Source organism: Bacillus sp. PPSBB_11, from assembly GCF_038023285.1.
Classification (GTDB): Bacteria; Bacillota; Bacilli; order Bacillales; family Bacillaceae; genus Bacillus; species Bacillus altitudinis.
This window is the reverse complement of the sequence record NZ_CP150633.1, coordinates 1,990,718-2,005,046: the sequence shown is the minus strand read 5'-3', so window position 1 is coordinate 2,005,046 and position 14,329 is coordinate 1,990,718. Positions and strand designations below refer to the sequence as shown.

Below are 14,329 nucleotides of genomic sequence, written 5' to 3'. Positions count from 1 at the left end.
AACATGTATTAGATTAACATGTATAACACCTTATCAACAGGGACCTTGTGATTATTTTTCAATCATCTATCCAAAAGGAACAAAAAAAAGAGCCCTAGTTAGAGCCCCTCATCTAATCAGATTCAACCGTCACCTTCCCCTTCCAAATAAGGGTTAAGCCCAATCCAAGAAATAAGACAACACCTGCAAATAGGAATGGGAAATGAATATTTTGATCGAATAAAATACCGCCAAGTGCCGGGCCAAAAATCGTACCAAGGCTTGTGTAGGTAGAGTTCATCCCTGCGACAAATCCTTGCTGATTGCCAGCGATTTTTGATAAGAAGGTCGTGAGTGCAGGGCGCAATAAATCGAACGCAAGGAAAATCACACACGTCACGATCAGCACAACCATAAAGCCTGACACGACCGTGGAAACAAAAGCGAGAACTGCTCCAACAATCAAGCATAGTTGAATAACTCGTTTCTCCCCAAGCGCATTCACCATTTTACCAAACACGAGTACTTGGATGATGACGGCTACAATTGAACTGACGGTAATGATAATCGCAATATCCTTTGGACCAAATCCAAACTTGTGATTTGTAAACAAGCTAAAGACCGTTTCATATGCAGATAGTCCAAACGCCAGCACAAAGACAATGATGAAGGCGATGAGATAGCTTGGATGAATTGATTTTTTCAAGTCTTTAAAGAAGGTCGATTCTTTCACTTGATTCATTTGTTTCTCTCGCTCTTCTTTTGTTAATGGTTCCTTCAGCATAAACATAGACGAAATCACAGCAATAAATGCAATCCCTGCTGCAAAGAAAAACGGCAGGCGAACGCCATATTCTGCAATAAATCCGCCAATTCCCGGGCCGATGATAAATCCGGTACTAATAGCAGCGGATACATACCCCATTGCCTTGGATCTTTCTTGAACAGTCGTGATATCGGCGACATAAGCGGTGACAGCCGGCATGATAAATGCTGCACTAATGCCGCCAAGAACCCTTGCAAAATACAGAACATATACGTGTGTTCCTAAGCCAAAAACGAGTTCTGATAACGCAAATAGAAAAAGGCCTGACACAATCATGATCTTTCTTCCGTATCGGTCTACCCATCTTCCCGCAATAGGTGATGCGATAAGCTGTGCAACGGCAAACGCCGCCACAAGATATCCCATCGTACTGCCCGTTAAATGCATGACATTCATAAAGAGCGGCATGACAGGTATAATCAGACCGATACCTAAAAACGCAATAAATATATTACTTAATAAAATAACAAGTACGGCTTTTTGCTCACGAATCGGTTTTTGCATGATGTTTGTTTCCCCTTTACTGACTCACTTGTTACTCATGATGGTTGATTCCGTGAATAAACAATGAGATCGCCTCTTTTTGTAATTCCTTTTTCTGCTGCATCGTGTCATTTTTATATAACACGTCTAATCCATAGAATACAGAAAGTAATATTTTCACTTTTGATTCAACATGCTGAATCGACCAGCTGCCATCTTCGTTTCCTTCAAGCAGGATGTCTCTCATCACATCATCAAAGTCTACATCAATCTTGTTCAGCCGCTCCATGACTTCATCTGATGTAAATGCACTGGCACAGAATTCTTCACTTGCTCTCATTAAAGGATAGTTAATCCCCATTTGACTAAGCAGCTCTGCAAACCCTGCAAGCTTATCAATGGCCCGGTGCAGCGTTTGTTTCTCTTCATACCACGTCTCCATCATGAATCGATGATCCTCTTCCATAATATGAAGGAACAAAAACTCTTTTCCTTTAAAATGATGATAAAGGTTGCCTTTACTAATCTCAGCCGCCTCTAGAATATCTCGCACGGATGTTTCGGAATATCCTTTTTTCGCAAATAAATCACGTGAAGCGGTGACAATCTTCTGCTTCGTCTTTTCACTTTTTCCAGCCCCGCTTTGTGTACTTGTCATCTATGAACAATCCCTTCTACCTTGCTTTTCTTCACACGGACAAATGAAACCGACCAGTTGGTTTATTTTTTATTATAAATGGAGATTGCCCATAATACAATGAAAAAGTCATCGACTTCTTAAGGAGTGAATCTAAGTGAAAACAAACAAAACGATCATTTATGCCATCACCAAAATGGACGTATACTTGTTTTTCTTTTATAACCTGTTATGAATGCTTAGGGATGACAGGAAGTATTCTTTGTCCATTGTTGATGAAAAGTGGAGATAGAGGTCATTTTCTCATCAAGTCTATTCTCTTTTTATTTAATTTTTCTTAACATTTAACTTCACTTAAATATTAAGATCGCATATAATATAGGAGAAAAGAGGTGATGTCATTGGATGAGGATATCATTCATTACAGCAAAAAAATCATTGAGTACTCAAATGCACTAGGTTCTATCTATGTAGAAGAGTATCAACGATTCTTAAAAAATGAGTATGCAGATTTAACAAGCAAACAAGAACTGACCCTTGAATTGCTGCGGTCGAAGACGAGAACAATCAATGAACTGGCTGATTATTTCTCCATTTCATCTAGTGCCGCTAGCCAGCTCATATCAAAGCTTGAACAGCTTGGATATGTGAAAAGAGAGATTAACCCACATAACCGTAGAGAAATCATTGTTGATTTTGCTCAAAAGGGCCATGACTATCATAAAGATATTGAAAAAATTCAGCTGCATCTTATTCAAAAATACTATGCCCAGCTTTCAAAAGAAGATCTAAAAACATTATTATCGCTTTACGAAAAAATCTATCAAATTGCGAAAGAAACGCCTTAACCCGGCGTTTCATGCATGAATATGTAAGTTAGATAAACGATGAAAGGGATGATCAAATGAACAGGATTCATTTGCAAGATGGACGTCATATTGGTTTGTCTCAATACGGTGATCTTGAAGGATTCCCAGTATTCTTTTTTCATGGGACACCTGGATCGAGAGTGATGTTTTTAGATGATGATCCAATCTCAAAAGAGCTTGGCATTCGTCTTATTTCTTTAGACAGACCTGGTTTTGGTTTATCTGATCCGCAACCGAACCGCACTATTTTAGACTGGGCAAAAGACGTACAGGAAGTGGCCGATCATCTTGATATCTCCCATTTTTCAGTGATTGGTGTCTCTGGAGGCGGGGCATTCGCTGCTGGTTGTGCCTATCAATTGCCAGACCGCATTCTTTCAGCTGCTCTCGTCTCAAGTACCACCCCATTTCAGGATGGTAAACCGCCTAAAAGTATGCTAAAGGAGAACAAGATTGCCTTTTTCCTCAGTAAAAGAATGCCTTGGCTCTTAAAGGCAAGCTATCGCGCTCAGAAAAAACTAATTGAAAAGAAACCAGAGAAATTCAAGAAACTAACGAAAAAAGGGAACAAACATTTACATCCTTCGGATCGGCAATTTCTTCAAACCGATGAGCAACTGGAGCTGATGATGCGGCATTTATACGAAGCTACTCGTCAATCGGTTGATGAATGTATTCATGAACCAGATTTACTCTCACGGTCATGGGCATTCGATATGAAAGATATACAAATCCCTGTGGATGTCTGGCATGGAAAAGAGGATCAGATGGCCCCTTTTGCAGAGATAGAAAGCATTGCTCCGAACATTCCAAACGCCAAAACGCACTATATCGAGCAAGCAGGACATTTTCTGACTGATATAGATGATGTTTGGAGAGACATTTTACTCTCTTTAAAAAAACGGGCTGAACATCAGGTACACATATAAAAAAGACCCAATGATTCGTCGGGTCTTCTTCTTTTTAATACTGCTCGTAATAGGATTGAATTTTATCTGGATCTTTTGTTTTCGTCAGAGCCAGCATGAGTAAAATGCGTGCTTTTTGTGGATTTAATGAATCCGATGAGACAAAATGATGTTCATCATCCATTTTTTCATGTGTGACAATGCCATTTCCTGCACGGCTTGACCTCACGATCACCACGTCTTTCTTCACTGCATCTGTTGCCCCGTTGATCGCTTCTGTTGACATCGTTCCATTTCCTGCGGCGGCAACGACAATGCCTTTCGCTCCTGCTTTAACCGCAGCATCATACACATACTTTTGATCATTTTGATAGCCGTATAAGATATCCACTTGCGGCAGCTCTTTTAGCTTTGAAATATCGAATTCACTGTCAGCTGTATGTTTTCTTGTCGGTTCGTTATAAAAAGAGACAACTTCACCCGCCACTTCTCCAATGTACCCTTGCTCAAGAGATTTGAACGAATCGGTTGTGGTGGTATTTGTCTTCGTAATAAAACGAGCAGAGGCAATTCGGTCATTTAATGTCACCATTACACCTTTGCCTTTGGCTTCTTTTGTCGAAGCAATTTTCACTGCATGATACAAGTTAAGCGGGCCATCCGCACTAATGGCAGATGCTGGCCTCATGGAACCCACGACCACCACTGGCTTATCACTTTTTACAACCAAATGTAAAAAATAGGCCGTTTCTTCTAAAGTATCTGTACCATGTGTCACCACAATGCCATCCACTTGATCATCATTTAAAAGCTGATTGACTCGTTTCGCTAATTTTAAAAGAAGAGCGTTATCCACATTTTCACTGCCGACGTTCGCTACTTGCTCACCCGTGACATTTGCAATATCCTTCAGCTGTGGTACGGAAGCAATGACTTTATCGATTCCAAGTGCACCAGATTTATAGCCAGTCGTATCTGTATTACTATCTGAACTACCGGCAATCGTTCCGCCTGTTGCCAGCACCTTAATATTGGATAAAGATTTATTCCCTGTCTCAACAGCCGTGTTTTTTTCTTTTGTTTCACTGGTAGTGCTTTCTTGATTACTTTGATTATTCTCTTGAGTGCTATCGTTCGCACAAGCTGCGGTCACCAATAGTGAAACAGAAAGAAGGGCAGCACCAAACCATTTTGTTACGTTCATAAGATCATCTCTTTTCTTAAATGTGATGAATAATTATCTGTCTATAGGGTTTACTTTATACCATTCCTTCATTCATCAGCATGAGGTGAAAGTCACAGAACCAAATAAAGGAAAAAGGGCACTATTATCAAAATTTATTTATACCATAATACCTAAATTGACTTCAGAAATCGTTCTCAACCCATTTATGATAAAATATAGGAAATCTTACAAAAAAGGAGTACATACAGTGCGTTACGTTCAACCATTTTACAAAATTCTACTCACACTATTCTTCAGTTCCATTTTACTCAGCTTGTTCGTATGTTTGTATCCACCGATTCAGGGCGAGCCTGCGTTTATGATGCTTTACACTCCCATCTTTTTTGTTTATTATTTCATCTTTGCGGTACCTTTACAGTTGTTGTTTTCTTTACAGCCCAAGGCTTTTCATCCTCTTTATTTAGCGGCTTACTTACTGATAGCAATGATTGTCATGCTTTTTGTTATGGATGGAATTGAGAGCTCCACATCCCTTCCGATCATGATTGTCAGCAGTCTCATTTACTGGACCTGCGATTCTTTCATTCATCAAAGAAGCATAAAAAAAACACCTAATGTGTAGGTGTTTTTATCTATTCTAGTATGTGTTGACAGTGCTCCACATTATCCAAGACATCTTTCGGCTCGGTGACCTGCTGATCACTAAGAGAATCTATCCTCATTGATTGGAACTTTTTATTTCATGCTTGTGCCAGCGTGTGAAAAGATGGGGTCCTTCAATTCAAAATCAAATGTCTTCCCATCAACGATACCAACTGTTTTTGAACTGTCGTAAAGCTCAAGCAAGCACGCTGCCATTTCTTTTGATGTGTGATATTTCTTGATAGTGCCTTCATATTCGAATTGATCGACATCTAATGAACGCTTTGCAAATTCCGATTCTGTCGCAGCAGGCGCTAATACTTTTGCCTGTAATTTGGCTCCTTTTTCTTTCAATTCTAGGGCCAGTCCTTCAGTAAAGGCGCTCACATAAAATTTCGTGGCTGAATAAGTGACAGCATTTCCGACGACGGTATAACCCGCTCTTGAAGAGATATTGATTAGCTGCGTCCCCTCTTTTTGCTCATAATCACGGACAAACAGAGTGGATAAAATTGTTAACGCTTCAATATTGAGATGAAGCATGTCCCCGATTTTTTTCACATCCTGCTCTCCTATTGAACCAAAATGGCCAAACCCAGCATTATTAATGAACGTATCCAGCTCATCACCAGCTAATGACTCATAGAAAGAATACACTTGCTCTCTGTCTGTTAAATCAACAGACTGGATTTTCACTTGAATATCGGGATATGTTTCTAGAATCTTTTCTTTCAGTTCTTGGAGTTTATCAAGCCGGCGTGCAGCTAAGATCAGATTTTTTCCTCTTGCTGCAAAGGCCAAAGCCGTTTCATATCCAATACCTGAACTTGCTCCTGTAATGACTGTATAGCCCATTGTATATCCCCCTATTCGTATCTTCTAGCTGTTTAAAGTATAGCGAGAGCATGTGACTCTAGTCAATTTTGAAGAGATTCAAAGAGACATGAACAACTGAACGTTCAGCTTTTAATTGGTTTCTTTTGAATCATGTTGGAGAATAGCCTGCTGAGCTTTTTTTGTTAATTTGTGAAAAACCAGTTGATAGGAATGTTCAATTAGCTCTTCGACAAATGAAGATGGAATATCTGCATCAAGATAAATAGAATTCCAATGCGTCTTATTCATGTAATAGCCGGGAATAATTCCTTCATGCATTTCTCTTAATTCTTCAGCGCGTTGCGGATCACATTTTAAAGTGATGACTGGCTTGCGATCGACGTCTCCCCCCATCATGGCGAACATCTTTCCACCTATATGATAACGATCTGCCTGCCACTCAGGTTGATAGTCGTGGGTTGCTCCTTGTAAAGAAAGACAAAATGCCTGTAGTGTCTCTTTTTTCATTCTATTAGCTCCTTTTTAGATGTCTTCTATCTTTCTATTATATCGACTGCTGTGATTGTTGTATCTACACTTCTTTTCAAGACGTCAGCAAGAACAAAAAAAGCACAGAAAAAAAGTCTGTGCTTTTTACTGATATCCGAATATTTCTTATTCAAACGCCTTCTTAAGCTGATCGCTCATCAGATGCCAAGCCTCTTCAGCTATCTCTAAGTCTCCGGCATGAGTGAACGCATGAGGGACTCCTTTAAATTGTTTGTATGTGACATCTACCCCTGCTTCTTTTAACTTGTCCGCATAATGCTCAGCTTCTTCAGCTAGTGAATCCTTCTCAGCTGTGATAACAAGAGCTGGGGGCATTTGTGCTAACACTTCTCTCTCTGCAAAGACCGGAGAAACGAGCGGATTGTGCGGGTCTTGACCTTGCAGGTAGAAGGCATTAAACAGTCTCGCCAATTCAACTGGAATTGCTTCTTCAAACGCTGGCTTTTGTGCTGGATCAGTAGCTAAATCAAGCGGCGGATAGTCAAGCACTTGATAGACAATCGGAAGTTTGTTCCCTTTTTGGATATCAAGCAAACAAACCGCTGTTGCCAAATTCCCACCTGCACTATGTCCACCAATGGCTAATCGATTTGGGTCTATTTGTAGTTCTTCAGGATGTTCATATAACCATTTCATCACATCGTAGCATTCATGAAGAGCGGCCGGGAAAGGGTGCTCCGGTGCCAGCTGATACTCCACATTGACGACGATACACTCCGCACGATCTGCTATGACCGGACACCAGTGATTATCCATTTCAGCACTTCCAAGTATAAAACCGCCCCCATGCAAATTCACGAAAACAGGAAGGGGTTGTTTCAATGTTTTCACAGGTTTAAATACCCACACCTTTGTTTCACCAGCACCAGTTGGGATATCATATTCCATTTTGTTCACTTCAGGAGGGTGGACTGGCTTTAATTCTGATTGACCAGCTAATGAATCTTCAGCTGGTTGACGTAATGACTCAGCCATTTTGATTTGTTCGTCTAAGTTCATGATCTCAGCTCCTATCTTATTCTTTTATCTCTATCCATTCGTTACGAATTTCGTCTTTTCCTTCAATGTCGTCAGAGAGTCGTTGCTTTTTATCTATCTCCCCATTTTTAGCTCCTTTGAAACAAACATTCACCCCTATGAATAAATAAAAAAAGCACTGTGGCGCTAAGTCCTCAGTGCTTTTCATATATTATGATACTTGTTGTTCGACTTTCACTCGTTTAATAAAGAAAGCAATCACCAAGCCAATCACTGTCATAATGACAGCAAAGATAAAGGCATGCTGGACGCCATTTGTAAAGGCGAGTAGCTTATTGACTGGATTTGCGGGTTCAGCCACATTTTCCATAAAGCTGCGCGCTCCTGATGAAAGGATCGAGATACCAACCGCAGTCCCAATCGCTCCTGACACTTGCTGCAATGTATTCATAATCGCTGTACCGTGCGGATATAGCTCTGGCGGCAGCTGATTCAAACCGTTTGTTTGGGCAGGCATCATGATCATCGCAATCCCAACCATTAACGTAATATGAAGCGTCACGATATAACCGATTGACGTATTCATACTTAAGTTCGTGAAGCCAAACATGGTCGCTGCAACGATGACAAGACCTGGGATGACAAGCCATTTCGGCCCAAATTTATCAAAAAGCCCACCCATGATTGGCGATAGCAGTCCATTGATAATTCCACCTGGCAATAGCATTAAACCGGCTGTAAATGTAGACAGTGCCAAGGACGTTTGCAGATATAATGGCAAAATCATCATAGCAGACAGCATCACCATCATACACACTAAAATCAGAAGTAACCCGATCACAAACATTGGATATTTAAATGGGCTTAAATTCAACATCGGTTCTTTCATGTTTAACTGTCTTAGGGAGAACACAAGAATGCCAATGACACCTACAACAATCGCCACAATCACATGCATACTGCTCCAGCCGCCGCCTTCACCAGCACTGCTAAAGCCATACACAATTCCACCGAAACCGATGGTTGATAGCACAATCGATAAAATATCGATTTTCGGTCTTGTGGGTTCCGTAATATTTTGCATAAAAATATACCCAAATACGAGTGCAGCAACCAATAACGGAAGCGAAATCCAAAAAATCCAATGCCACGTTAACGATTTAAGAATGAGACCAGAGACCGTTGGACCCACTGCTGGGGCAAACATAATGACAAGACCGATAATCCCCATTGATCTACCTCTTTTATGAGGTGGAATGATGACCAAAATCGTATTAAACATCAATGGAAGAAGCAAGGCTGTTCCTACTGCCTGCACCACACGTGCCACCATTAAAATACTGAAGACAGGTGCAACGGCCGCAATAAATGTACCGATGATCGAAAAGACCAGTGAGGTGATGAAAAGCTGTCTTGTTGTAAACCATTGAAGAATGAGGCCTGAAATTGGAACAAGAATCCCTAGTGTTAATAAATAGCCGGTTGTAAGCCACTGAGCAGTCGTTGCTTCAATACCAAAATCTAATGTTAAACTTCTCAGCGCCATGTTGAGTGCCGTTTCACTAAAAAGTCCAATAAATCCAGCTGTGATAAATGAAATAATAATGGGCAGCGTTCGAATGTCGGAAGCTGCTGTTTGCTGTTTGTTCATATTAAGTTGGCTCCTTTTCTTTTTCAATTTTGATAAACCATAAGTAGTTAGGCTGGACAGAAATGAGCCACTTCAATGTCTAGGAAAAGACAGACAAAACCTGTCTTTCCGCAGCGAATTGTGCAATTTTTTCAATTGAGTAGCCGGATTCATGAATATAAAACATGAGTTCAGGCGTCATTGGAGAGGACATACATAATGTCGTCAACTCAATGTCTTGTATGTTCGCTTCTCCTTTTACTTTCGCTTCCTCGAGCAAATCACGAATGATTTGTTTGAGTGATTGACTGTAATGACAATCATATACTTTACTTGTCTGCTCTAAATTTCCAGAGATCGTCAGCATCCGAATCCAGTCTAAGTGATGACCAACGATGAGATGGATCTCCTCGAGAACATATTGCAAACGATCTTGAACCGGCTGATCACTTATTTTATTTAAGTAAAGATGCAAAGCAGGGATCAGCTGTTCAAATCTCTCACCAAGAATAGAGAGACACAAATCACTTTTATTTGCATAGCGGCGGTAAAGGGTTCCTTGACCAACACCAGCTGTTTTTGCGATTTTATGCATGCTGACATTCTCTACACCAAACTCTTGAAACAAAGAGAAAGCGACCTCTTCAATTTCCTTTCCAATATCCTTTTCCATGATGCTTCACCTTCATCCACCTTGCTTATATCTCTATGTGTAAATCAAATTTCTTTCATTTTCATTAGGACAATTGTACCGGTATTATCTTACGGACAACTGTCCGCTTTGTCAATCATTATTTTTTACCTATCAATTTTCTTTTCATTCTATTAAAAAAACACACTGTTTATCATTATTTAGACCGATTTTCCATTTTGAGAGAATCGTGTATGATCAAAAAGAAAACGCTTTCAAAAAAGAGAGGGGAATGCCTACATGTCTTACCGTGTAAAACGAATGTTGATGCTGCTTGTCACTGGATTATTCTTAAGTTTGTCCACATTTGCTGCAAGTGCCTCGGCACAAACGGGCGGGTCGTTTTATGAACCGTTCAACAACTATAATACCGGGTTATGGCAAAAAGCCGATGGGTACTCGAACGGAAATATGTTTAACTGTACGTGGCGCGCAAACAATGTCTCCATGACGTCGTTAGGGGAAATGCGATTATCGCTCACAAGTCCTTCGTATAATAAGTTTGACTGTGGAGAAAACCGCTCCGTTCAAACATATGGCTATGGACTTTATGAAGTCAACATGAAACCAGCCAAAAATGTTGGGATCGTGTCTTCGTTCTTTACTTATACGGGACCGACTGATGGTACGCCTTGGGATGAAATCGACATCGAATTTCTAGGAAAAGATACGACAAAGGTTCAGTTTAACTATTATACCAATGGTGTCGGAAATCATGAAAAAATCGTCAACCTTGGTTTTGATGCAGCAAACTCTTATCACACATATGCGTTCGACTGGCAGCCTAACTCGATTAAATGGTATGTGGACGGTCAATTAAAACATACGGCTACTACTCAAATCCCTCAAACACCTGGAAAGATTATGATGAACTTATGGAATGGTGCAGGTGTCGATGAATGGCTCGGCTCCTACAACGGTGTTACTCCACTTTACGCTCATTACAATTGGGTGCGTTACACAAAAAGATAACCACATCACAAAACCTGTGACAAGTCACAGGTTTTTCTTCATTTAAATAGAGCTCGTTTTTAATTGATGAACTAGTTTTTGTTCATAACTGTGGATAATATCTTCATAACTTTCAATCTTGTAATCTAACCGTTTAATCGTTTCTTCGATTTCCTTTTGTTTGTCTACGAGTCTTTCTCTCTCATTGACCAAAATACGCTTCCTTGAGGACAATGTACGATCCTCTCCCTCGATAAATAAAGCCGTATATTCTCTAAGAGCATCAATTGACAGACCCGCATTTCTCATACATTTAATAAATTCTATCCACTGAATATCTTCTTCTGTATAATCACGAACACCATTTTCATCACGCCTGATCGGTCTAATTAAACCTATATTCTCATAATACCTGAGCGTAGCAGTAGATAAATCGAGCTGCTTGGCGGCTTGTGCTATTTTCATTGTTTTCACCCTTCTCTTCTTTCTCTTACTTGACGATCTCCCTTTTCCCATCATCTCTATTTTTATCGAGAAGACAAGATACTTTTGGCTCAAATCTTGATTCAAGGTTGATGCTAAAGCCTGAATTCAAGCGATCAGAAGGTTCTATGTTGACTTAAAGTTCACTTTAAGACGTACAGTATAGAGGAAGGACCGAATCTTACTTTTGAAAGGATGATCCAGAATGTGTCAGACGCACCAATCAAACGTTTTAAGTGTTTCCCATGCAAAAGCAAACTTTGAACGGACAACCATTGAACGAAGAGCACTTCGTCCACATGATATTTTAATTGATATTCAGTTTAGCGGGATCTGTCATTCAGATATCCACAGTGCCTTTGATGAATGGGGCGGCGGTATTTTCCCAATGGTTCCGGGTCATGAGATTACTGGAGTTGTTTCAGCTGTTGGGGATGCTGTCACGAAATTCAACATTGGTGATCGTGTAGGCGTCGGTTGTTTTGTCGATTCTTGTGGTACATGTGAATATTGCCAAAATGGAGATGAACAATATTGCAAGAAAGGAGTCGTTCAAACTTATAATAACCTGGATTATGATGGAGAACCAACTTACGGCGGCTACAGTCAGAAAATTGTTGTGACAGAACGATTTGTTGTCAATATTCCTGACCAACTTTCCCTCGATGTCGCCAGCCCCCTTCTTTGTGCCGGCATCACAACGTATTCTCCGTTAAAACACTGGAAGGCTGGGCCTGGAAAAAAAGTGGCGATTGTCGGAATGGGCGGTCTAGGTCATGTCGCCATTCAATTTGCACGCGCACTTGGCGCAGAAGTGACTGTATTAAGCCGCTCTTTGAATAAAAAAGAAGAGGCCCTGTCATTTGGTGCAAAAGACTATTTTGCTACAAGTGACCCTGATACGTTTAAGACACTAGCCGGTCAATATGATCTCATTCTCAATACCGTCTCTGCCAATATCAACGTGGATGCCTATTTGTCCTTACTTCGTGTTGATGGAACATTAGTAAACGTCGGTGCACCACCAAAGCCAGACAACTTCCATGTGTTTTCATTAATTACCGGACGTCGCAGCATCGCCGGCTCACTCGTTGGCGGCATCCAAGAAACACAAGAAATGCTCGATTTCGCAGCTGCTCACAAGATCGCACCACAAATTGAAGTGATCAACGCAAACCAAGTCGATGAAGCATATGAACGTGTGCTCAAAAGTGATGTGCGTTATCGGTTTGTGATTGATATTTCGACATTATGATCGAATTCTATTTGGAAAGACCAGCTCAATGGCTGGTCTTTTTTTAATGGTGGATATTCTGTTTTTCTTGTAGCAAGGATTCTTGAGGATATGATCAAAAACCACCCGAAATTTTCATGAAAAAATCTCACTTTTTTAGAACCAAATTTATTGACAGAAAATAAATAAACATGTTATTATTAAAAATTTGATTATTTTACCTCTAAATGTGGTACCCTTAAAGTAGATACATGATATGGAGGCGGATGATATGTTTCAAATTGGTGATAATATTGTTTATCCAATGCACGGAGCAGGTATAATTGAAGCCATAGAAGAAAAAGAATTCTCTGATGAAAAACAATCGTATTATGTCATTAAGATGGCCGTTAGCCATATGAAAGTGATGATTCCTACAAGGAAGATGTCAAGGTCAAAGATAAGACCTGTTACAGATATACTTGCCTTAAAGAACATCATACACACTTTCCAAAATGGAACATCAGATAAGTTATTGCCATGGAAAGAGAGATATAAAATCAACACCGACAAAATAAAAACGGGCCACATACTAGAAGGCGCTGAAGTGGTACGTGATCTCATGCGGATGAAGAAAGAAAAAAAACTGAATGCCAGCGAAAAGAAAATGCTTGACGATGCTCATGGTTATTTGCTTAGTGAGCTAGAAGTCATCAAAGGAATCACTGAAAAACAAATCAAGAGTTTCTGCTAATATTGTCTACCTGCTTCCCCATTTTTTGAATACATTTTCTCTACGAACAAATCCCCCTATCTTCGACCAGTAAAGAAAAAGAAATTATTTAGGGAAATTCCGCATTTTGTAAATCTAATATGATATACTGTTACTAACCTTTGAAGCATGAAATTTTTTACGAATACCTTGCACCATCTCCCTACTTGTACGCTAAGTAGGGTTTTTTCATGCAAAAAAACAGGCCCTCTGTAGAGAACCTGTTTTGAAAAAGGAAGATTAAGCAGTTTTTTGAACGTTAGCAGCTTGAGCTCCACGAGAACCTTGCTCTACGTCAAATGTTACTTTTTGACCTTCGTCTAAAGATTTGAATCCGTCACCTTGGATAGCTGAGAAATGTACGAATACATCGTCGCCTTCTTCACGTTCGATAAATCCAAAACCTTTTTCTGCGTTAAACCATTTTACTGTACCTTGTTCCATGATTGTTGCCTCCTCGTGCGTTTACCACACAATGTATTATACTATCCTTGCCCAAAGTACCCTCAAGACGAAAAGTCAATCTTCATACTATCCTTTACGCCGAACAAAAATAATTACTTTTTATTATAGCATGAATCGGAAATAATTGCAATTTGTTGATTTAAAAGCATATCACACATGATATAGTGACTCAAATAAGAGAGGTGGCTTGATGGTAAAAAGAATAATCTAGTTCCGTCTCACTCCAGTAA

Annotated in this window: 16 protein-coding genes; 6 read left to right on the top strand and 10 right to left on the bottom strand. The window is 40.0% G+C overall.

Features of this window, described 5'->3' with window-relative positions; genetic code table 11:
* Positions 1-112: 112 nt before the first annotated feature.
* Entirely contained in the window at positions 113-1,309 is a 1,197-nt protein-coding gene (locus V7L95_RS09850) for an MFS transporter (protein WP_340966085.1), read from the bottom strand.
* A 31-nt stretch (positions 1,310-1,340) separates the two neighbouring features.
* Positions 1,341-1,946: a TetR/AcrR family transcriptional regulator gene (locus V7L95_RS09845; RefSeq protein ID WP_340966082.1), complete on the bottom strand. Its 606-nt coding sequence runs from the start codon at positions 1,944-1,946 to the stop codon at positions 1,341-1,343.
* A gap of 374 nt (positions 1,947-2,320) precedes the next feature.
* Between V7L95_RS09845 and V7L95_RS09840 the strand changes: the two genes are divergently transcribed.
* Complete coding sequence (locus V7L95_RS09840) at positions 2,321-2,773, top strand: MarR family transcriptional regulator (protein ID WP_007496431.1); 453 nt, start codon at positions 2,321-2,323, stop codon at positions 2,771-2,773.
* 56 nt (positions 2,774-2,829) lie between these two features.
* Entirely contained in the window at positions 2,830-3,723 is an 894-nt protein-coding gene (locus V7L95_RS09835) for an alpha/beta hydrolase (RefSeq protein ID WP_340966078.1), read from the top strand.
* A gap of 34 nt (positions 3,724-3,757) precedes the next feature.
* Here V7L95_RS09835 and V7L95_RS09830 read toward each other — a convergent pair whose 3' ends face one another.
* Positions 3,758-4,906: a type II asparaginase gene (locus V7L95_RS09830; RefSeq protein WP_007496435.1), complete on the bottom strand. Its 1,149-nt coding sequence runs from the start codon at positions 4,904-4,906 to the stop codon at positions 3,758-3,760.
* A gap of 25 nt (positions 4,907-4,931) precedes the next feature.
* Between V7L95_RS09830 and V7L95_RS09825 the strand changes: the two genes are divergently transcribed.
* Positions 4,932-5,510, top strand: a complete 579-nt coding sequence (locus V7L95_RS09825) for a UPF0715 family protein (RefSeq protein ID WP_340966075.1) — start codon at positions 4,932-4,934, stop codon at positions 5,508-5,510.
* Between the two features lie 113 nt (positions 5,511-5,623).
* On the opposite strand, the gene V7L95_RS09820 is transcribed toward V7L95_RS09825, so the two are convergent.
* From V7L95_RS09820 to V7L95_RS09800, 5 genes are all read right to left on the bottom strand, one after another.
* Positions 5,624-6,385, bottom strand: a complete 762-nt coding sequence (locus tag V7L95_RS09820) for an SDR family NAD(P)-dependent oxidoreductase (RefSeq protein WP_017366677.1) — start codon at positions 6,383-6,385, stop codon at positions 5,624-5,626.
* Between the two features lie 111 nt (positions 6,386-6,496).
* A complete protein-coding gene (locus V7L95_RS09815) occupies positions 6,497-6,874 on the bottom strand; it encodes an MmcQ/YjbR family DNA-binding protein (RefSeq protein WP_007496439.1) in 378 nt (125 codons plus the stop codon).
* Positions 6,875-7,021: 147 nt separating this feature from the next.
* Positions 7,022-7,915: an alpha/beta hydrolase gene (locus V7L95_RS09810; protein WP_007496440.1), complete on the bottom strand. Its 894-nt coding sequence runs from the start codon at positions 7,913-7,915 to the stop codon at positions 7,022-7,024.
* Between the two features lie 190 nt (positions 7,916-8,105).
* Positions 8,106-9,545, bottom strand: a complete 1,440-nt coding sequence (locus V7L95_RS09805) for a DHA2 family efflux MFS transporter permease subunit (RefSeq protein ID WP_202734683.1) — start codon at positions 9,543-9,545, stop codon at positions 8,106-8,108.
* A gap of 79 nt (positions 9,546-9,624) precedes the next feature.
* On the bottom strand, positions 9,625-10,197 hold the full coding sequence (locus tag V7L95_RS09800; RefSeq protein ID WP_057078413.1) for a TetR/AcrR family transcriptional regulator: 573 nt from the start codon (positions 10,195-10,197) through the stop codon (positions 9,625-9,627).
* A 258-nt stretch (positions 10,198-10,455) separates the two neighbouring features.
* Between V7L95_RS09800 and V7L95_RS09795 the strand changes: the two genes are divergently transcribed.
* Positions 10,456-11,187 carry a glycoside hydrolase family 16 protein gene (locus V7L95_RS09795; protein ID WP_047947368.1) on the top strand — a complete coding sequence of 244 codons (732 nt, stop codon included), beginning with the start codon at positions 10,456-10,458 and terminating at the stop codon, positions 11,185-11,187.
* Between the two features lie 42 nt (positions 11,188-11,229).
* On the opposite strand, the gene V7L95_RS09790 is transcribed toward V7L95_RS09795, so the two are convergent.
* Complete coding sequence (locus V7L95_RS09790) at positions 11,230-11,631, bottom strand: MerR family transcriptional regulator (RefSeq protein WP_017366673.1); 402 nt, start codon at positions 11,629-11,631, stop codon at positions 11,230-11,232.
* Between the two features lie 223 nt (positions 11,632-11,854).
* On the opposite strand from V7L95_RS09790, the gene V7L95_RS09785 reads away from it, so the two are divergent.
* Both V7L95_RS09785 and V7L95_RS09780 read left to right on the top strand, forming a co-directional pair.
* Entirely contained in the window at positions 11,855-12,904 is a 1,050-nt protein-coding gene (locus V7L95_RS09785) for an NAD(P)-dependent alcohol dehydrogenase (protein WP_017358458.1), read from the top strand.
* Between the two features lie 250 nt (positions 12,905-13,154).
* Positions 13,155-13,616 carry a CarD family transcriptional regulator gene (locus tag V7L95_RS09780; protein WP_050826994.1) on the top strand — a complete coding sequence of 154 codons (462 nt, stop codon included), beginning with the start codon at positions 13,155-13,157 and terminating at the stop codon, positions 13,614-13,616.
* Positions 13,617-13,874: 258 nt separating this feature from the next.
* On the opposite strand, the gene V7L95_RS09775 is transcribed toward V7L95_RS09780, so the two are convergent.
* Entirely contained in the window at positions 13,875-14,078 is a 204-nt protein-coding gene (locus V7L95_RS09775; protein ID WP_003214229.1) for a cold-shock protein, read from the bottom strand.
* Positions 14,079-14,329 lie beyond the last annotated feature (251 nt).